Annotated in this window: 15 protein-coding genes; 8 read left to right on the top strand and 7 right to left on the bottom strand. The window is 63.8% G+C overall.

The window, feature by feature from the left end:
* Positions 1 to 46: 46 nt before the first annotated feature.
* From CAF70_RS11145 to CAF70_RS11155, 3 genes are read right to left on the bottom strand one after another with little or no spacing between them, the layout of a single operon-like run.
* The gene (locus CAF70_RS11145; RefSeq protein ID WP_085622856.1) at positions 47 to 991 is read right to left on the bottom strand and encodes a dihydrodipicolinate synthase family protein; all 945 of its coding nucleotides are present in this window, start codon (positions 989 to 991) and stop codon (positions 47 to 49) included.
* Positions 992 to 1,037: 46 nt separating this feature from the next.
* Positions 1,038 to 1,964 carry a 4-hydroxyproline epimerase gene (locus CAF70_RS11150; RefSeq protein ID WP_085622859.1) on the bottom strand — a complete coding sequence of 309 codons (927 nt, stop codon included), beginning with the start codon at positions 1,962 to 1,964 and terminating at the stop codon, positions 1,038 to 1,040.
* 23 nt (positions 1,965 to 1,987) lie between these two features.
* Positions 1,988 to 3,604, bottom strand: coding sequence for an APC family permease (locus CAF70_RS11155; protein WP_085622861.1), 1,617 nt, complete (start codon positions 3,602 to 3,604; stop codon positions 1,988 to 1,990).
* Positions 3,605 to 3,984: 380 nt separating this feature from the next.
* Between CAF70_RS11155 and CAF70_RS11165 the strand changes: the two genes are divergently transcribed.
* Complete coding sequence (locus tag CAF70_RS11165) at positions 3,985 to 4,767, top strand: AraC family transcriptional regulator (protein ID WP_085622865.1); 783 nt, start codon at positions 3,985 to 3,987, stop codon at positions 4,765 to 4,767.
* Here the strand turns inward: CAF70_RS11165 and CAF70_RS11170 are convergent.
* Complete coding sequence (locus CAF70_RS11170; RefSeq protein WP_085622868.1) at positions 4,755 to 5,642, bottom strand: LysR family transcriptional regulator; 888 nt, start codon at positions 5,640 to 5,642, stop codon at positions 4,755 to 4,757. The genes CAF70_RS11165 and CAF70_RS11170 overlap by 13 nt on opposite strands.
* A 140-nt stretch (positions 5,643 to 5,782) precedes the next feature.
* Here CAF70_RS11170 and moaB point away from each other — a divergent pair, with 140 nt between their 5' ends.
* Positions 5,783 to 6,322: a molybdenum cofactor biosynthesis protein B gene (gene moaB, locus CAF70_RS11175; RefSeq protein ID WP_085622870.1), complete on the top strand. Its 540-nt coding sequence runs from the start codon at positions 5,783 to 5,785 to the stop codon at positions 6,320 to 6,322.
* Between the two features lie 130 nt (positions 6,323 to 6,452).
* On the opposite strand, the gene CAF70_RS11185 is transcribed toward moaB, so the two are convergent.
* A complete protein-coding gene (locus CAF70_RS11185) occupies positions 6,453 to 7,352 on the bottom strand; it encodes a bestrophin family protein (protein WP_085622874.1) in 900 nt (299 codons plus the stop codon).
* Positions 7,353 to 7,372: 20 nt separating this feature from the next.
* A complete protein-coding gene (gene moaA / locus CAF70_RS11190; RefSeq protein WP_085622876.1) occupies positions 7,373 to 8,377 on the bottom strand; it encodes a GTP 3',8-cyclase MoaA in 1,005 nt (334 codons plus the stop codon).
* 214 nt (positions 8,378 to 8,591) lie between these two features.
* Between moaA and CAF70_RS11195 the strand changes: the two genes are divergently transcribed.
* Positions 8,592 to 10,922 (top strand): FdhF/YdeP family oxidoreductase, encoded by a 2,331-nt coding sequence (locus CAF70_RS11195; RefSeq protein WP_085622879.1) that lies wholly within the window; start codon positions 8,592 to 8,594, stop codon positions 10,920 to 10,922.
* Positions 10,923 to 11,028: 106 nt separating this feature from the next.
* Here CAF70_RS11195 and CAF70_RS11200 read toward each other — a convergent pair whose 3' ends face one another.
* A complete protein-coding gene (locus CAF70_RS11200) occupies positions 11,029 to 11,490 on the bottom strand; it encodes an Lrp/AsnC family transcriptional regulator (protein ID WP_038410090.1) in 462 nt (153 codons plus the stop codon).
* Positions 11,491 to 11,582: 92 nt separating this feature from the next.
* On the opposite strand from CAF70_RS11200, the gene CAF70_RS11205 reads away from it, so the two are divergent.
* The 5 genes from CAF70_RS11205 to CAF70_RS11225 all read left to right on the top strand — a co-directional run bounded on the left by CAF70_RS11205 (position 11,583) and on the right by CAF70_RS11225 (position 17,794).
* Positions 11,583 to 12,764 carry a PLP-dependent aspartate aminotransferase family protein gene (locus CAF70_RS11205; RefSeq protein ID WP_085622881.1) on the top strand — a complete coding sequence of 394 codons (1,182 nt, stop codon included), beginning with the start codon at positions 11,583 to 11,585 and terminating at the stop codon, positions 12,762 to 12,764.
* Positions 12,765 to 13,560: 796 nt separating this feature from the next.
* On the top strand, positions 13,561 to 14,367 hold the full coding sequence (locus CAF70_RS11210) for a ThiF family adenylyltransferase (protein ID WP_158090314.1): 807 nt from the start codon (positions 13,561 to 13,563) through the stop codon (positions 14,365 to 14,367).
* Positions 14,364 to 15,629, top strand: a complete 1,266-nt coding sequence (locus tag CAF70_RS11215; RefSeq protein ID WP_085622885.1) for a beta-eliminating lyase-related protein — start codon at positions 14,364 to 14,366, stop codon at positions 15,627 to 15,629. Before CAF70_RS11210 ends, CAF70_RS11215 begins: the two co-directional genes overlap by 4 nt.
* The gene (locus CAF70_RS11220; RefSeq protein WP_085622887.1) at positions 15,626 to 16,465 is read left to right on the top strand and encodes an outer membrane lipoprotein-sorting protein; all 840 of its coding nucleotides are present in this window, start codon (positions 15,626 to 15,628) and stop codon (positions 16,463 to 16,465) included. The genes CAF70_RS11215 and CAF70_RS11220 overlap by 4 nt, the downstream gene beginning before the upstream one ends.
* Positions 16,466 to 17,794, top strand: a complete 1,329-nt coding sequence (locus CAF70_RS11225; RefSeq protein WP_085622889.1) for a DUF1302 family protein — start codon at positions 16,466 to 16,468, stop codon at positions 17,792 to 17,794. It begins immediately after the preceding gene.
* Positions 17,795 to 17,882: the final 88 nt, after the last annotated feature.

A 17,882-nucleotide genomic window follows, 5' to 3' on the forward strand; every position in this document is an offset into this window, starting at 1 on the left:
CCTGCTTCGCGGGCACGCCCGCTCCCACAGAGAAAACCGTGGCTGCTTAGGCCACGTTCTGCTCGGCCGACCAGCTGGCGTACCAGGTGCGGAACAGCGCGTACTGCTGCTCGGCATAGTTGCGCTGGGCGTCGGTCAGTACATCGGTCTCGTTGAAGTGCAGGCTGTATTCGCTGTCGCCGTTCAGCACCATCAGGTGCTTGTAATACAGCACCAGGTCGCAACCTTCATCGAACGACGACAGCACCGCCAGTGCCGCTTCCAGTTCCCGTGCCAGGCGGCGGGCCTTGGCATCACCCTTGGCCGCCTGCTTGCTCAGGCTCACCAGCTGCAGTACCTCACGCGGCAGGGCGTTGCCAATGCCGGTGATGGCGCCGGTGGCGTTGCAGTTGACGAAGCCATGCACCACCTGGGTGTCGACGCCGACCATCAGGGTCACGTCATCATCCTTGGAGGTGATGTGCTCGGCGGCGTAGCGCAGGTCGGCGCCACCGCCAAACTCCTTGAAGCCGATCAGGTTGGGGAACTCGCGGCGCAGTTCGAAGAACAGGTCGGCGCGGGTGGCAAAGCCGTAGTACGGGCTGTTGTAGATCACCGCCGGCAGCTTCGGTGCGGCTGCCAGGATGGCCGAGAAGTGGTGCTTCTGGGCGATCAGCGAGGCCCCGCGGCTGAGTACGCGTGGGATGACCATCAGGCCGGCGGCACCGACCTTGGCCGCATGGGCGGCGTGAGATACCGCTTCACGGGTGTTCACCGCACCGGTACCGACGATGGTCGGGATGCCGGCGGCTACCAGGCGTGCCACGCCTTCCTGGCGCTCGGCTTCGGTCAGCAGCGGCCAGTCACCCATCGAGCCGCAGTACACCACGGCGCTCATGCCGGCCTCGATCAGTTCACGGCCCTTGCGCACCAGGGCGTCGAAGTCCGGCTTGCGCTGGGCGGTGCAGGGGGTCATCAGGGCGGGCATGGTGCCGGTGAAGATATTGGTCATTGTTGTCACTCCTCGCGGTATTCGGTTTTTGTGGAAAAAGCCGGGGTCAGATGCCCCAGGCGAACGGGTCCTGTGCGTCGATCAGCAGGGTGCTGTCGGCGGTCATGTAGGCGCGGCCGGTGATGAACGGGCGAATGCGTTCGCCGTCGTGCTCGTAGCGGCCCTGGAACTGGCTGCCGGTGATACTGGCCTGTACCCAGGTCTGGCCTTGGTCGAGCTTGCCGTCGGCGGCCAGGCAGGCCAGCTTGGCGCTGGTGCCGGTGCCGCAGGGCGAGCGGTCATAGGCCTTGCCGGGGCACATCACGAAGTTGCGGCTGTCGGCATTGGCGTCGTCGGCGAACAGTTCGACATGGTCGATTGGAGCGCCGTTTTCACCGGTGATGCCTTGGGCTTCGAGGGCCTTGAGCATCGCCCAGGTGTACTCGGTCAGCGCCTCGCGGTTGTCCAGTTCGATGCGCTGGCCGTGTTCGGAAACAAGGAAAAACCAGTTGCCGCCCCAGGCGATGTCACCGCGCACCGGGCCATGGCCGGGCACGTCCACCAGCACTTGCTGGCGGTAGCGGTAGGACGGCACGTTGCCGACGGTAACGGCGCCGTCTTCATGCAGGGTGGCGCTGACCTGGCCGACCGGGGTGTCGATCTTGTGCACGCCCGGTGCGATCAGGCCCAGGTGCTGCAGCGAGGCGACCAGGCCGATGGTGCCGTGGCCGCACATGTTCAGGTAGCCGGCGTTGTTGAAGAAGATCACCCCGCACGTGGCGTCGGCCGATACCGGTGGGCAGTACAGCGCGCCGACCAGCACATCGTTGCCACGTGGTTCCAGCAGGCAGGCGCGGCGCCATTGGTCGTGCAGCTCGCGCAGTTCGTCACGTTGCTCGGCCATGCTGCAGCCATGCAGTTGCGGGAAGCCTTTCATCACCAGGCGGGTCGGTTCTCCGCCGGTGTGCGAGTCGATGACGTGAACGTGTTTCATAGGCATATCCATTCAAGAGTGGGTCAGGAGGCGACGGCGGCAGGGCGCTGGCCTGGGTAGCTTTCGGAGGAGGCTTCGCTTTCATCCTCACCCTCCAGGCGCACCAGGTGCGCAGGCACGCCGGTGGCCGCGCCCCAGTAGTAGATGCCCAGCGCGCAGGCGGCCACGGCCACGGTGTCGAACGGGTGGCCGAGCACTCCCAGGCCGCCGAAGCTGCCCAGCCACGACAGCAGGATGGTCACCGCGTAGAAGCCGATCAGCCACGCCGACGAGCGCACTTGCTGGGCCAGTGACAGGTGCCGGGTCGGCACGAAGCGACCGCACAGCAGGTACAGCACGAACATCACGATCTGCAGGGCCAGCAGCCACGACACGGTGTTCCAGCCCGACCAGTACACGATCAGTGCGGCGATGATGAACGACAGCGGGCCGAGCACGCCCATGCCCTTGACCCGGAACGGGCGCGGCATGTCGGGGGCGTTGCGGCGCAGCGCGGCGACGGTGACCGGGGCCACGGCGTAGCTCAGTACCAGGGCGGCGGAAACCACGTTGATCAGTGCTTCCCACGAAGGGAACGGCAGGGTCCAGAACACCGACAGGCCGAAGGTCAGCCACAGCGCCGGGCGCGGGATACCGGACTCGGCATCGATGCGGGTGAAGTACTTGAAGAAAGTGCCGGTCTGCGCCCAGCCATAGACCACACGTGGGGTGGCATTCATGTAGATGTTGCCGCAGCCGCTGGGCGAGATCACTGCGTCGGCCACCACCAGATAGGCCAGCCAGCCCACACCCAGGGCCAGGGCGATGTCACGGTAGGGCAGGGCCAGTTCCTTGGTCACGGCGGCCCAGCCGTTGCTCAGCATTTCGGTTGGCACGCTGCCGAGGAAGGCCAGTTGCAGCAGGGCGTAAATCGCGGTGGACAGCAGTACCGAGAGGATCAGCGCGATAGGGATGGTGCGCTGCGGGTTCTTTACCTCGCTGGCCACCGAAATGATCGGGGTCAGGCCCAGGTAGGCGAAGATGATGCCGCCGGCCGATACCGCCATTTCAACACCGGACAGACCGAACGGGGCAAAACCCTGGACCTCGAAGTTTTCCGGCTTGAAGAAGGTGAACAGCACGCCGATCACCAGCAGCGGCACGATGAACTTGAACACGCTGACCAGGTTGTTGGCCTTGGCGAAGGTTTTCACGCTGCGGTAGTTGAGGAAGAAGAACAGCCCCAGCAAGGCGAACTGCACCAGCCAGCCGAGCACGGTCGGGTCGCTGGAGCCGGCCTTGGTCAGCCCGGGGAACCAGGCGGCGGCGTATTGGCGCGACGCGACCACTTCGATGGCGATCAGGCTGGAAAAGGCGATCAGGGTGATGAAGCCCATCAGGTAGCCCAGCAGCGGGCCGTGGGAGTAAACCGGGTAGCGCACCACGCCCCCGGCACGCGGCAGGGCAGCGCCCAGTTCGCAATAGACGATGCCCAGCAACAGTACGGCGAAGCCGCCAAGGAACCAGGACAGGATGCCGGCCGGGCCTGCGATGGCCGAGACATGGCTGGCTGCGAACAACCAGCCGGAGCCGAAAATGGCGCCTAGGCCGATGAAGGTGAGGTCCAGCAATGACAACTGTTTTTTGAATTTGCCTGACATGGGTTCGCCTTTTTGTTGGTTATTGGATAGGCAGGTCTGATGTCACCAGATGCGGCTTTTTGTGCCGCGCTCTTGTAGGACTTGGGGCGGCTTGCGTGGGGCATAGAGTGGACCGATCGGGGCGACGGTTCTTGATGGTTTTCTGCAGGCGGAATGACGAAATCGGCACAGTTGCAGAAAAACAGTGGCGGGCCGGAAGGGTGGGGGGATAGGCTGTAAGCCATACCGTATAAGGGCTGTAGAGGTGTGTTGGTAGCGCTGGCCTCTTCGCGGACACGCCCGCTCCCACAGGTACGGCACAGGATTCGAAATTTGTGGGGGGACCTGTGGGAGCGGGCGCGCCCGCGAAAGGGCCGGCACAGCCAACAGAGAACCGACAGATGACCGACACCCCCCTGGCAACCCTCTACCAGTCCCTCGACCAGCACCGCCCCGCCACCCTCGAGGCCCTGCTCGCCGGGGTGTCCCTGCTACTGCCGATCCTCGACGCCATCCCCAACGCCGCGATCTTCATCAAGGACCCGGCCGCCCGCTATGTGCTGGCCAACAACACCCTGGTCCAGCGCTGCGGCCTCAAGCGCCTGCAACCGCTGCTGGGCAAGACCAGCGCCGAAGTGTTCCCTGCACAACTGGGCCCCGGCTACACCGAGCAGGATCGGCGTGTCCTCAAGGAAGGGTTGGTTTTGGTAGACCAGCTGGAACTGCACCTGTACGGCAGCCGCGAGCCTGGCTGGTGCCTGACCCACAAGCGCCCGCTGTATAACCAGGCCGGCGAGATCATCGGCCTGGTCGGCATCTCGGTCGACTTGCAGTCAGCCTCCGACAGCCACCCTGCCTACCAGCGCCTGGCGGCGGTGGACGAGCATATCCGCCGGCATTTTCACCAACCGATCAGCATGGGCGAGCTGACCCGTATCGCCGGCATTTCCGTGGCCCAGCTGGAGCGCTACTGCAAGCGCGTGTTCCACCTGACGCCACGGCAGATGATCCACAAGGCACGCCTGGAACATGCCCATCGCCTGCTGCACTCGGAACTGCCGATCACCGAAGTGGCGATGTGCTGTGGCTATACCGACCACAGCGCCTTCAGCCGCCAGTTCAAGCAACTGACCGGCTTCACCCCGCGCCAGTACCGCCAGGCAACCAGCGATCAGTTGGCCTGAAACAGCGCCCGCGCCTCATCGAAGCACTGTTCGGCGATCGCCGAACGTGGCTCGCTGCGGCGCAGCAGCAGGCCGACCGGGCTGTGGATGGCGGCGTCGGCCACCGGCAGGATGCGCAGGTGTTCGCTCAGGTCTTCCAGGCCGCAGTCCAGCGGCATGACTGCGCAGCACATGCCGGTGGTGATGGCCTGGATCAACTGGAAGCTCGAATCGCTTTCCAGCACCGCATTCGGCTCCAGGCCACGGCTGCGGAAACTCAGGTCCAGCGACTGGCGGTAGTGCATGCCCTTGCTCAGCAGGCCCAGCGGAATGTCGCCCAGTTCGTCCCAGCGCAGGGTATCGCTGCTGAACTGGAAGTGCCGGGTATCGTGCAGCAAGCCCATGGTGGTGGTGCCCAGTTCGATCACTTCGAAGAAGCTGGTGTTGACCTGGTCCAGGTAGCAGATGCCCAGGTCGAGCTGGTTGCGGCTGAGCCCGTCGATGATCTGTTCCGAGCTGAGCGAGCTGAGCTGGAAGTGCAGCTCGGGGTATTTTTCACGCAGCGGCAGCAACAGGTGCATGGGGTTGAAACTGGCCAGCGGCACGGTGCCCAGGCGCAGGCTGCCGACCACCTGGCCACGGCAGCTGGCGGCCTCGGCCTGCAGGCCGTCGTGGGCGGCGAGCAGGGTGCGGGCCCAGGCCAGGATGCGCTCGCCGGCCTCGGTGAAACCTTCGAAGCGCTGGCCGCGCTTGACCAGCACCAGGTCCAGCTCGTCCTCCAGGTTGCGCAGGCGCATGGACAGCGTCGGCTGGGTGATATGGCACAGCGCCGCCGCCTGGCCGAAGTGGCGGGTCTGGTCGAGGGCGATGAGGAATTTGAGCTGCTTGATGTCCATGGAAGTGCCTGGTAGCGGGTTGTGCAGACCTTAACCCACGTCTGCGATAGATGTCATTGATCAGTCGGTACGCCATATCGATTGGACGCCCCTGGGCCATGCCTCTAGCGTGGCGGCAATGCCACTTGAGGAGCCCCACCGTGCGCGTCCAACCCGACGCGGTCTTCGTACCGCTCAACATTGCCGTGCTGACCGTCAGCGACACCCGTACCTACGACAACGACACCTCCGGTGAGCTGCTGGCCAGCCGCTCGGTGGAGATCGGCCACCGCCTGGTGGCGCGGGCGTTGCTCAAGGATGACCTTTACAAGATCCGCGCCCAGGTCGCCACCTGGATTGCCGATGAGCAGGTGCAGGTAGTGCTGATTACCGGCGGTACCGGTTTTACCGGGCGTGACAGCACGCCGGAAGCGGTAGAGTGCCTGCTGGACAAGCGCATCGATGGCTTTGGCGAACTGTTCCGCGCGTTGTCGATTCTCGATATCGGCACCTCGACCGTGCAGAGCCGGGCGTTGGCCGGGTTGTCCAACTGCACGTTGGTGTGCTGCCTGCCTGGGTCCACCGGGGCTTGCCGTACGGCGTGGGAGGGCATCCTGGCGGAGCAACTGGATGCGCGGCACCGGCCGTGCAACTTCGTCAAGCACCTGAAGCCGATCGAGGCCTGTGCAAGCCGGGGCTGAGTTTTCTCCTGTACCGGCCTCTTCGCGGGTAAACCCGCTCCCACAGGTACCGCGCAGGGTTCGAAACCTGTGGGGGCCCTGTGGGAGCGGGTTTACCCGCGAAAGGGCCGGCACAGGCCACTGCATTCGGTCAGCTCAATACATGGTCCACCGGCAACAACGCCGGCGGTAGCTGTTGTTCCCCCAACCCGGCCAGCACATCGCGCTCCACGGTCCGCACCATGGCATCGGTCGGCAGGTCGTTCTCATCGCGCCCGAACGGGTCTTCCAGTTCGTTGCCAATCGCATCCAGGCCGAAGAACGTGTACCCCACGATGGTGGTGAACAGCGGCGCCAGCCAGCCCAGCGGTTCGGCCAGGGCAAACGGCAGCAGCAGGCAGAAGATGTAGATGGTGCGGTGCAGCAACAGTGTGTAGGGGAACGGCAACGGCGTGCCCTTGATCCGCTCGCAGGTGGCCTGCACTTCGGTCAGGCCTGCCAGCCGTTGCTCCAGCAGGCTGTAACGCCAGTCACTGATCTGTTGCCGTTCGGCCAGCCGCGAGCAATGCCCGCCGATTTCGCGCAGGATGGCATCGCACACATTGTGCGGGCTGATCGCTTCGGGCCGGGCCAGCCAGGGCCGGGCGGCGGCCAGTTCGTCCTCGTTACGCAGCCGCGCATTCAGCGCATGAGCAAAGCCGCACAGGCTGCGCAACAGTTCGGCCCGCAGGGTTTCGTCGGTAATCACCACGCTTTCACGCACGAACGAGCGGGTTTCAATGATCAGCTTGCCCCAGGCCTTGCGCCCCTCCCACCAACGGTCGTAGCAGGCGTTGTTGCGAAAGCTCATGAAGATCGACAGCGACAGGCCAAGCAAGGTGAACGGCGTGGCACTGACCGGGTAGAAAAACGCCGGGTAGTGGCGCTCGACCAGCACGATCAGTGCGGCCAGCAGGGTCACCATCAGGCAGCGCAGGGCAATGCGCTTGACGATCGAACCCTTGAGGGTGAACAGCACACGCAGCACATCGGGGGTGGGGTGGACGATCATGGAAATCCAGGGGCGGCTGCCTAGCCGCCGGTCATGTTCATGAAACGCAGGATCTGCACGTCGCCCCCGACTTCGAAATGATGGCGGTAGGGCTTGAGGTGCAATGAATCACGAATGGCCTTTTCCAGGCGCTGGGGGTTGCCGGGGTGGGCGCGCAGCACCTGCTTCAGGTCCACCGAGTGCTCATTGCCCAGGCACAGCAGCAGGCGGCCTTCGACGGTGAGGCGCACGCGGTTGCAGGTGGCGCAGAAGTTGTGGCTGTGTGGCGAAATGAAGCCGACCCGAGTGTTGGCGGCTTCGGCCAGGCGCCAGTAACGGGCCGGGCCATGTGACGACTCGGTCGACTCGACCAGGGTGAACTGCTCGGCCAGTAGCGCACGTACTTCATCGCTGGAGCAGAACGACTCGCCGCGTTCATGTTCGCTGATCACGCCCAAGGGCATTTCTTCGATGAAGGTGATGTCCAGTTCGCGGTCGATGGCAAAGCGCACCAGGTCGACCAGTTCATGATCGTTGCGGCCCTTGAGGACCACGCAGTTGAGCTTGGTGCGCTTGAAGCCGGCCTGGCGGGCGGCGTCGATGCCGGCGATCACCTGGTGCAGGTCGCCGGTGCGGGTCAGTTGCTTGAAGCGGTCGGCGTCCAGGCTGTCGAGGCTGATGTTCAGGCGCGTCACGCCAGCGTCGAACAGCGGCTGGGCCAGGCGCCCGAGTTGCGAGCCATTGCTGGTCAGGCACAATTCACGCAGGCCGGGCAGGGCGGCGATGCGCCCGCACAGGTCGACGATGCCCTGGCGCACCAGCGGCTCGCCGCCGGTCAGGCGGATCTTGCGGGTGCCGAGGGCGACGAAGCGCTCGGCCACCTGCAACAGTTCCTCGAGGCTGAGGATTTGCTGGCGCGGCAGGAACTGCATGTCTTCGGCCATGCAGTACACGCAGCGGAAGTCGCAGCGGTCGGTGACCGACATCCGCAGGTAGTCGATTTTCCGGTTGAAGCCGTCGATCAGGGCCCGGCTGTTCTGTTCCACGTTCGCGCTCGAATGGGTTGGGACTGCACTCCAAGCTATAACCTGGGGGCAAGGCCGTCAAATTGCTTTGCCCGACCATTTGATCGACCGTTTCTATCATCATCGCCGGCGCATGATCGAAACCGCCTATCACCCCGTAAGATCTTTCGATTGGACGGCTCTACCCCGCGCTCCATAGGCTGAAAAAAAGCATCGAAGCGTGAGGATTCATCGCATGAGCCAGGACCAACATATCAGGGACTACAAGGGCGCCGCCGCCGGCTGGGGGGCGCTCAAGAGCGTGACCAAGAGCTGGCTGGGCAGCGACAATGCCTTCAAGAACCTGCGGGCCATGCTCAAGACCAACCAGAACGGCGGCTTCGACTGCCCCGGCTGCGCCTGGGGCGAGTCGCCGGAAAACGACATGGTCAAGTTCTGCGAAAACGGCGCCAAAGCGGTCAACTGGGAGGCCACCGGCCGCTCGGTGGACCCGGCGTTCTTCGCCAGGTACAGCGTCAGTGCGCTGGCCGGACAGACCGACTACTGGCTGGAGTACCAGGGCCGCCTGACCCACCCGATGCGCTACGACGCGGCCACCGACCACTATGTCGAAACCAGCTGGGAAGAAGCCTTTGCGCTGATAGCCCAGCACTTGCGCGCACTCGATTCGCCCGACCAGGCCGAGTTCTACACCTCGGGCCGGGCCAGCAACGAGGCGGCGTTCCTTTACCAGCTGTTCGTCCGCGCCTACGGCACCAACAACTTCCCCGACTGCTCGAACATGTGCCACGAGGCCAGCGGCGTGGGCATGTCGGAAACCCTCGGCGTGGGCAAGGGCACCGTGGTGTTCCATGACCTGGAGCTGGCCGACGCCATCTTCGTCATCGGCCAGAACCCTGGCACCAACCACCCGCGCATGCTCGAACCGCTGCGTGAAGCGGTGAAGCGTGGTGCCCAGGTGGTCTGCTTCAACCCGCTCAAAGAGCGCGGCCTGGAGCGCTTCCAGCACCCGCAGCACCCGTTCGAGATGCTCAGCAATGGCTCCGAGCCAACCAACACGGCCTACTTCCGACCGGCCCTGGGCGGTGACATGGCAGTGATGCGCGGCGTTGCCAAATACCTGCTGCAGTGGGAGCGCGAGGCCCAGGCCAACGGCGAGCCGGCAGTATTCGACCATGCCTTCATCGCCGAGCACACCAGTGGCATCGACGCCTACCTGGAAGCCGTGGATGCCACGCCCTGGGCGCACATCGTCGAGCAATCGGGCCTGACCCAGGCCGAGATCGAACTGGCCGCGCGCATGTACCGCAAGGCCGAACGGGTAATCATGTGCTGGGCCATGGGCGTAACCCAGCACCGTCATTCGGTGCCGACCGTTCAGGAAATCGTCAACCTGCAGCTGCTGCGCGGTAATGTTGGCAAGCCCGGCGCCGGTCTGTCACCTGTGCGTGGCCACAGCAACGTGCAGGGCGACCGCACCATGGGCATCGACGAGAAGCCCGGGGCGGCGTTGCTCGATGCCATCGAAAAACGCTTCCGCTTCCGTGTGCCGCGTGCCCACGGGCACAACGCGGTGCTGGCGATCAAGGCCATGGAAGAGGGGCGGGCCAAGGTGTTCATCGGCCTGGGTGGCAACTTTGCCCAGGCCACGCCGGATACGCCGCGCACCCATGCCGCCATGCGCAATTGCGCGCTGACCGTGCAGATTTCCACCAAGCTCAACCGCTCGCACCTGGTCACCGGCCGCGATGCGTTGATCCTGCCATGCCTGGGCCGTACCGAAATCGACATGCAGGCTAACGGGCCGCAAGGCGTGACCGTGGAGGACACTTTCAGCATGGTGCACATTTCCCACGGCCAGCTGCGCCCGCGCTCGCCGCACCTGCGCTCGGAGCCGTGGATCATCGCCGGCATGGCCCAGGCGACCCTGGGCAAGCAGCCGATCGACTGGGAATACGCTGTTGCCGACTATGGCCGCATCCGTAGCATGATTGCCGATGTGATCCCCGGCTTTACCGATTTCAACGAGCGTCTGCAGCACCCGGGCGGCTTCCACCTGGGCAACAACGCTGCCGACCGTACCTGGCGCACGGCCACTGGCAAGGCACGCTTCAGCCCGCACCTGCTGCCGGAGCAACTGGTGAATGCCAAGGTGCTGGCGCGCGGCGACAAGCCCGACCTGATCCTGCAGACCCTGCGCTCGCACGACCAGTACAACACCACCCTGTATGGCCTGGACGACCGTTATCGCGGGGTGTTCGGCCTGCGTGAAGTGGTGTTTGTCAACGAAGTCGACATTCGCCGGATGGGCTTCGAGCCGGGCGAACATGTGGACCTGGTGTCGCTGTGGGAAGATGGCGTGGAGCGGCGAGTGTCGGGGTTCCGCCTGGTGGCGTATGACGTGCCCGAGGGGCAGGCGGCGGCCTATTATCCGGAGACCAACCCGCTGGTGCCGCTGGAAAGCTATGGCGAGGGAACTTATACCCCGACTTCGAAGTTTGTGGCGATCAAGGTCGAGAAGGCCAAGGCCGGGAGCCGGATTGCGGCGGTGCTGGCCGCGGATTGATCGGTTGCCTGTGCTGGCCTCTTCGCGGGCTTGCCCGCTCCCACAGGGACCCCCCAGTTTTCAGCACCTGTGGGAGCGGGCAAGCCCGCGAAGAACCCAGCACCGATCAGGAACGATGCACCGGATAAGCCGTGGTGTACTTCATCTGCTCCATGGCAAAACTGGACGTGATGTTCGACAGCCCGTCAGTACTGGTGATCAGCTTCTTGTAGAACCGGTCATACGCCGCAATATCCCCCACCACCACCCGCAGCATGTAATCCCAGTCGCCCGACATGCGGTAGAACTCCATCACCTCCTCGAACCCGGTCACGGTCGCGGCAAACTGCTCCAGCCAGGCGCTGTCGTGGCGCTGGGTCTTGAGCTGGACGAACACCGTCAGCCCCAGCCCCAGCCGTTCCGGGTCGAGCAGGGCTACGCGGCCGACAATGTAGCCGTCTTCCTCCAGGCGCCTGACCCGCTTCCAGCACGGCGTGGTAGACAGGTTGACGGCCTCGGCCAGGTCCTTGAGCGAGATCGACGCATCGCGCTGAAGCAGGGTGAGAATGTGCTGGTCGAAGCTGTCCATATTGCGCGGGGGCCGTGGCGAAAAATATTTCACAGATTACCCCAAGCCTGGAAGTTTTGGCTTGTGCGATAGTGGTGGCTTTCTCTCTGCCAATGGGCCTGACCATGTCCGACAAGCTGCGCAATTTTGCCACCCGTACCATTCACGCCGGCGAGCAGTTCAGCGTCGCCGATAACGCCATCTTCCCGGCAATCGTCACCGCCAGCTCGTTCACCAAGCGCAGCCTGGACGACAAGCCGGAGTACTCCTACAGCCGTGTCGGCAACCCCACCCGGCATGCCTACGAAACCTGTGTCGCCGCTCTGGAGGAGGGCGTTGGCGCGGTCGCTTGCGCCTCGGGCGTGAACGCCACCGCCACGGTGCTCGAGCTGCTGCCCAAGGATGCGCACGTGGTGGTGATGAACGGTGTCTATGGCGGCACCTTCCGCATCCTCGAAGACTACCGCAGCCACACCTCGGGGCTGACCACCACCTACGTCGACCTCAACGACCTCGACGCCGTGGCCGCCGCCATCCAACCGAATACCCAGCTGATCTGGATCGAGTCGCCGACCAACCCGCTGCTGCACCTGGTCGATATCAAGGCGGTGTGCGACCTGGCCAGGGCGCGGGGCATCCTCACCTGTATCGACAACACCTTCTGCTCGCCGTGGAACCAGCGCCCGATCAGTCTGGGTGTCGACCTGGTGATGCATTCGGCCAGCAAGTACATCGGCGGTCACTCCGACCTGACCGGGGGCGTGGTGGTCGCGGCCAATGAAGCGCTGCTGGCGCGCCTGCGCCGCATCAGCATGGCGATTGGCGCGGTACAGGGGCCATTCGACTGCTACCTGGCCTTGCGCGGCCTGAAGACCCTGGATGTGCGCATGGAGCGCCAGTGTGCCAATGCCCTGCAGGTAGCGCGCTTCCTGGAAGGCCACGCGCAGATCGAGCAGGTGTATTACCCGGGGCTGGAAAGCCACCCGCAGCATGAGCTGTGCAAACGGCAGATGCGCAGTGGCGGGGCGGTGGTGGCGATGAAGGTCAAGGGCGACCGCGCTGCACTCAACCGCCTGGTCGAGGCGCTGCAGATCTTCGTGCTGGCCGACTCGTTGGGTGGCGTGGAAAGCATGATCAACCACTCCTGGAGCATGTCGCACTGCTCGCTGAGTCCGGAGCAGAAGGGCGTGATGGGGATCAGCGAAAACCTGCTGCGCCTGTCGGTGGGGATCGAGGATCACCGCGACCTGATCGACGACCTGAATGCCGCGTTCGCGGCCATGGCCGTGGCGTAACGCCACCGCCGCTGCCAGGTACAGCCTCGACACGACCGTTGTCGGGGCTGCGCTTGCCTGGATAAACGCCCGCTACAAAAGTCGAATATTTCAGTTTTAATACGCCAGCGCAGAGATGTCGCTGCGTGTCGGAGTGCGTCGCAAATATCCCGGAAATTCAAAACTGCAAAAATAGTTGCTTGAATAGTGTGGGTTCTGCGTTTAGTATCGTCTTCGTTATAAGTTAATGACTGTTTCTTCCGGAGAACGCCAGGCGATGTACCTGGGCGTATCGGAAGTGCACCTGCCTGTGCGCAAGCGGCTACGGCCAGTGCGTGGGTATGGTTTCGTTTCTTGTTCAGTATCTTGTTGATTTATAAGAATTTTATTTTCTATCGCCGAGGCTGTGATACCTGTCGTGCTGCCTGTTTCGAACCGGTTTTTCAGGGTTTTTCCAGGTCGGAATTAAACTTGCCGGTTTAACAATATAGGCGCTTGGAAAGCATGCAGGTAAACGTTCAAGTTTAATAATGGTGATAATGAACTGACAGTTTTAATAATGCCCGTTCAGCGCTCTGTTACGCGTGTTGAACTTGCATGGCGGCGGAGTTGTGTTTGGAATTTGGTTACTTAATTGACTCGTTAGTTTAATGGTGTGGGCAGCAAGGCCCCGGGTCATCGACCGGGCCGCAACAAGTTGCGTCACGCCCGTTGCGCAGGATGGCAAGGCTGGATCAGACGTCTGCGGGGGGGGCCGGGCAAGCGTTCGGCAACCCCGAGGCGAAGATTTACATAGGTGGAAACAAGGAGGCTCATGATGAGCAACGACGATATGCTGAACCGCTCGCTTGCACTGTTGACCGAGGCAGGCATCGACAGGCTGGCTTCCAGCTGCGTGGTCATCGCCGGCTGCGGCGGCGTGGGCGGCGCCATGGCCCTGACGCTGTGCCGCATGGGCGTACAGACGTTCAAACTGGCGGACCCGGGGGTTTTCGATCCGCCGGACATGAACCGCCAATGGGCTGCGACCGGGGCCACGCTGGGCCGCAACAAGGCGCTGGTCTATCGCGAGCTGATTCTCGACCTGAACCCGCAGGCGAAGGTCGAGATTTTCGTCGAGGGTATCACTGCCGATAACCAGGACGAGTTCCTCGGCGGCGCGGATATCCTGGTCGACTGCCTGGACGCCAACGTCACCCACGTGCTGCGCGAATCGATCCACGCCAAGGCACGCCAGCGAGGGGTGTTCAGCGTCGCGGGGCCGATCATGGGCTTCGGTTGTTTCGCCCTGTGCTCCGCGCCCGATGGGCTGGCCATGGATTACTGGACCGAGACGCTCAAGGGCGCCAAGGAGCAGGGCTCGCTACCACGGGTTTTCGACGAAATCTTCGTGCCGCAGCACATGCAGGCCATCGTCCGCAGCCTGGAAGTCGGCAAGGTACCGACGGTAGCGGTTGGCGTGCTGATCGCCACATCGTTGCTGGCGACCGAGTGCGTCAACTACCTGCTGCATGACCTGGTGCCGGGTTTCCGCGAGCCGATCGTGCTGCCGAAGGTGATGTTCTTCGACCTCAACCGCATGAATCACAAGGTGCTCGACGTCACGCAAGGGGCGCTGGCATGACGTTGCAGGCAGAAACCGCCGAAGGCCGTGCGCAGATTCTCGTCCGGCACGGCTTCAATCTCGACCTGGTACCGTCACGCCTGGTGCTGGATGACTACCAGACAGACAGCCTGATGCACCGGGCCTATCCAAGCTTCCCCGCACAGCAGGACGCTGACCGCGAGCTGGACGAGCAGTTGTCGAATGCCTTCGCCGGGCTTTTCAACCTGCCACAGGTGATTGCCGTGGCCCAGGGGCGGCTGGCCGAAGCCTTGTTGGTCAATGCCCTGGTGTCACCAGGGGACTGCGTGCTGGGCAGTGCGCCGTTCCCCACGCTCGAGGCTCACGTTCGGCTCAAGGGCGCTTCGCTGTGCAGCGTGACGACGGTCGATGGCAACGGCGCGTTCGCTGCCGACCTCGACAGTGCCGCGCTGGAGCGCGCCATCCGTCGCGTGGGGCGTCAGCGGGTGCCGTTCATTGTGCTGGAACCGTGCACCAACGCCATCGGCGGTGCGCCGATGTCGGTCGAGAACCTGCAGGTAATCAAGGCAGTGGCTGCCCGGCACGGCATTGCGCTGATCCTCGATGCGACGCGGATCATCAGCAATGCCTGCCTGGTCCGTGAACACGCCAGCGGCTGGCACGACAGTGACGAGTTGCACATCGTCAAGGCCATGTGCGAGCTGGCTGACGGTGTGTTGATGAGTGCGACCAAGGAAATGCCGACGACCATCGGCGGGTTCCTGGCGCTGCGTGAGCGTGCCTTGTTCGAGCGATGCCTCGACCAGGCGCTGATCTTCGGCAGCGGCCTGGACCTGATGGGCAAGCGCCGGCTGCTGGCGGCGATGCACGAGCCGTCCGGCCTGGTGGAACGCGTACGTGCACGCATTGATCAGGTGCGTCGTCTGCATGGCCTGGTGGGTGCCGGTCGCGGGCTGAGTGCCGGTGCGCATGGGCTGTTCCTGCATGGCAGCGCGGCGTTCGCCGGCATGGCAGCGCACCTGTGCCCGGCGCGCGCGTTCCTCAATCACCTGTATGTCAGCCATGGTGTACGCGGCGCGCTCAACCCAGGCGCTTCGAGCGAACAGGGGGATGCTCAGGTGCGCTTTGCGATTGCGGTACCCGGCAAGAGCCAGCGCGCTTTGGAGGCGGCTGCAGCCGCCATTCGCGCGGCTCTGGCAGAAACCGACCAGTTTGTCGGCCTGGAGGAGGTGTACCGCCCTAAAGGCATGGCCGGTGGCTTGCTGGCGACCTATCGACAGGCGGGAGGCATGCACGCATGAAGCGGATATTCCTGCTTGCCTGGCTGTGTTGCCCGACGCTGGCACTGGCGGAGGCCACGGCGCCGGCCGAGGAGCCCAGGGCAGTGATCGAACGCTCCGAAGGCCGCCCGATTGGCAACGACTCGGTGTCGATGCTGATGGTGACCCTGACCGACCAGGCAGGCGTGCGCCGCCAGCGTGGCCTGCTGTGGTATCACCTGGCAAGCCAGCAAGGCGATCTCGACCTGCAAAAGTTCTTCTACCCGCGCAGCATCCGCAACATCGCCACTTTCAACGAGGAAGTGCGTGATGCCGAGGACTTGCAGTATCTGTTCCTGCCGGCCGCCAGCCGGGTAAGGCGGGTTTCCTCGAAGCACCAGACCTGGGTGGGCTCGGACCTGATCTACGAGGACCTGCAGAAGCTCAACCTCGAAGACTGGACCTACCGCTACGTGGAGCAGGCCAGCGAGGACGGCTTTGCCGTGCATGTCATCGACTGCGTGGCCAAGCCTTCGTCGAACTCCGCCTATGCCAAGCGCCGCTATTACATTCGTGCGGATGGCAGCTACTTCCCCAGCCGGATCGACTTCTTCGACAGCGTGGGCACGTTGATCAAGCAAGTCCGGCGCAGCGATGTCCGGGCTTACGGCGATGCGCTTTACGAGCGCCTGGTCCAGGTGAAGGATTTTCGCAATGGCCACCAGACCGAACTGGAGCGACGTTGGGTCCAGGTGAATGTCGGGCTGCCCGCTGCACTGGTATCGGTGCGGCAGATGGAGAAAGGCATCGAGCACTTTGCCTACCCGGCAGAGATCCAGCGGGTGGTCGATGAGGCAACCAACGGGATGGTGGAGTGAATGGGCGGTTACCTCCACGGGCTGGCCGCTGCCCTGCTGATGGCCACTGGGCCGCTTGCGAGCAGCCAGGCATGGGCAGGCCCGCACGGGCAGAGCACGGTCACCGGCTTTGTCGATGTGCGTTCGGCCGCCGGGCTTGGCAGCGGTGGTGAAGTGGGCTCCAGCGCGTTGAAGTCCAACCTGGACAGCGGCCAGCGCGGGCGTGCCCGGGTGGAACTGGACCATCAGGGCGATGGCCTGCGCACGGTGCTGTCGGCGGATATGGAACTGGAGCACAAGGACATGCGCGGCACGGCTGACGAGAACGAAAGCCAGGTCCGGCTCTGGGAGGCATTCGTGGAATGGGATGGCGAGAGCACCAACTGGCGTATCGGTCGCCAGGTGATCCAGTGGGGTGTGGCCGATGAAGTCAGCGTGATCGACAGCTTCACCCCGCAGGATTTTCGCAGTTTCCTGGTGCATACCCGGTTTGAGCGCAAGTGGCCGGTGACGGCGGTGAGTGGCCGCTACTTCCTCGACGATGGCGGTTTCGTGGAGATGGTCTGGCAGCCGCAGTTCCGCCAGGACCTGCTGGCGCAGCCAGGGGAAGAGTGGAGCTTGTTCGTCGAGAACAACTATGTGCGTGGCCTGGGCCTGCCCGAGCGGTCCACCGCCATCGAGTCGGGCGGGCTGGGTGAAAGCGTGTTCGCGCTGCGCCGGGTGTTGCGTGGTGACAATTACGACCTGTCGTTCAACTACGCCTATCACTTCGAGCAGCTGGCGGCGTTTCGTGCCGATATCCAGGGGTTCGACCCGGGGGGCAAGGCAATCGGCACGGTGCAGCCGTACCACGCCCGCCAGCACACCAGCTCGATCGCGTTCGAATCGGGGCGCGACGGCATCGGCCTGCGCGGAGAACTGGCCTACGTGACCGACGCCGGTTACGTCTCCTACGACCTCAGCGTACCCGGCCTGGTGGAACGCCGGGACACGCTCAGGGGCGTGGCGGGCATGGATTACACCTTCGCTTCGCGTACCTACGTCAACCTGCAGTACACCCTGGATTACATCCGCAACCACAACGGCCAGATGCAACCGGACAAATACCGGCCGAGCGTGACCTGGCGGGTCAATGTTCCCTTGAAAGGGGAGGATGTCTGGCTGGAGTTCCAGGGGCGCGAGTTCATGAACATGACCGACCGTTTCATGCGCTTGCAAGTGCGTTGGCGGGTGACCGACGACTGGGAGCTGCGGGCCGGCGGCATGCACTTTGCCGGGCATGACGAAGGCATATTCGGTGAGTTTCGAGATAACGACCAACTGTATGCGGGGGTTCATTACTACTTCTGATCAAACAACGTGCGGTACATCGATTGGCGGTAAAGGTTAACGCTGGACAAGAACCGACAAGTTGGTGCTTGCACCCGCGTGCAGCCGA

It is taken from the genome of Pseudomonas sp. B19(2017) (genome assembly GCF_002113165.1).
GTDB lineage: Bacteria > Pseudomonadota > Gammaproteobacteria > Pseudomonadales > Pseudomonadaceae > Aquipseudomonas.

What these genes read in the sequence shown, in the direction of transcription:
- CAF70_RS11170 (WP_085622868.1), bottom strand. Translation starts at nt 5,642, where the DNA reads ATGGACATCAAGCAGCTCAAATTCCTCATCGCCCTCGACCAGACCCGC.
- CAF70_RS11215 (WP_085622885.1), top strand. Translation starts at nt 14,364, where the DNA reads ATGACGTTGCAGGCAGAAACCGCCGAAGGCCGTGCGCAGATTCTCGTC.
- CAF70_RS11145 (WP_085622856.1), bottom strand. Translation starts at nt 991, where the DNA reads ATGACCAATATCTTCACCGGCACCATGCCCGCCCTGATGACCCCCTGC.
- CAF70_RS11195 (WP_085622879.1), top strand. Translation starts at nt 8,592, where the DNA reads ATGAGCCAGGACCAACATATCAGGGACTACAAGGGCGCCGCCGCCGGC.
- CAF70_RS11185 (WP_085622874.1), bottom strand. Translation starts at nt 7,352, where the DNA reads ATGATCGTCCACCCCACCCCCGATGTGCTGCGTGTGCTGTTCACCCTC.
- CAF70_RS11165 (WP_085622865.1), top strand. Translation starts at nt 3,985, where the DNA reads ATGACCGACACCCCCCTGGCAACCCTCTACCAGTCCCTCGACCAGCAC.
- CAF70_RS11220 (WP_085622887.1), top strand. Translation starts at nt 15,626, where the DNA reads ATGAAGCGGATATTCCTGCTTGCCTGGCTGTGTTGCCCGACGCTGGCA.
- CAF70_RS11200 (WP_038410090.1), bottom strand. Translation starts at nt 11,490, where the DNA reads ATGGACAGCTTCGACCAGCACATTCTCACCCTGCTTCAGCGCGATGCG.
- CAF70_RS11205 (WP_085622881.1), top strand. Translation starts at nt 11,583, where the DNA reads ATGGGCCTGACCATGTCCGACAAGCTGCGCAATTTTGCCACCCGTACC.
- CAF70_RS11150 (WP_085622859.1), bottom strand. Translation starts at nt 1,964, where the DNA reads ATGAAACACGTTCACGTCATCGACTCGCACACCGGCGGAGAACCGACC.
- CAF70_RS11225 (WP_085622889.1), top strand. Translation starts at nt 16,466, where the DNA reads ATGGGCGGTTACCTCCACGGGCTGGCCGCTGCCCTGCTGATGGCCACT.
- CAF70_RS11210 (WP_158090314.1), top strand. Translation starts at nt 13,561, where the DNA reads ATGAGCAACGACGATATGCTGAACCGCTCGCTTGCACTGTTGACCGAG.
- CAF70_RS11155 (WP_085622861.1), bottom strand. Translation starts at nt 3,604, where the DNA reads ATGTCAGGCAAATTCAAAAAACAGTTGTCATTGCTGGACCTCACCTTC.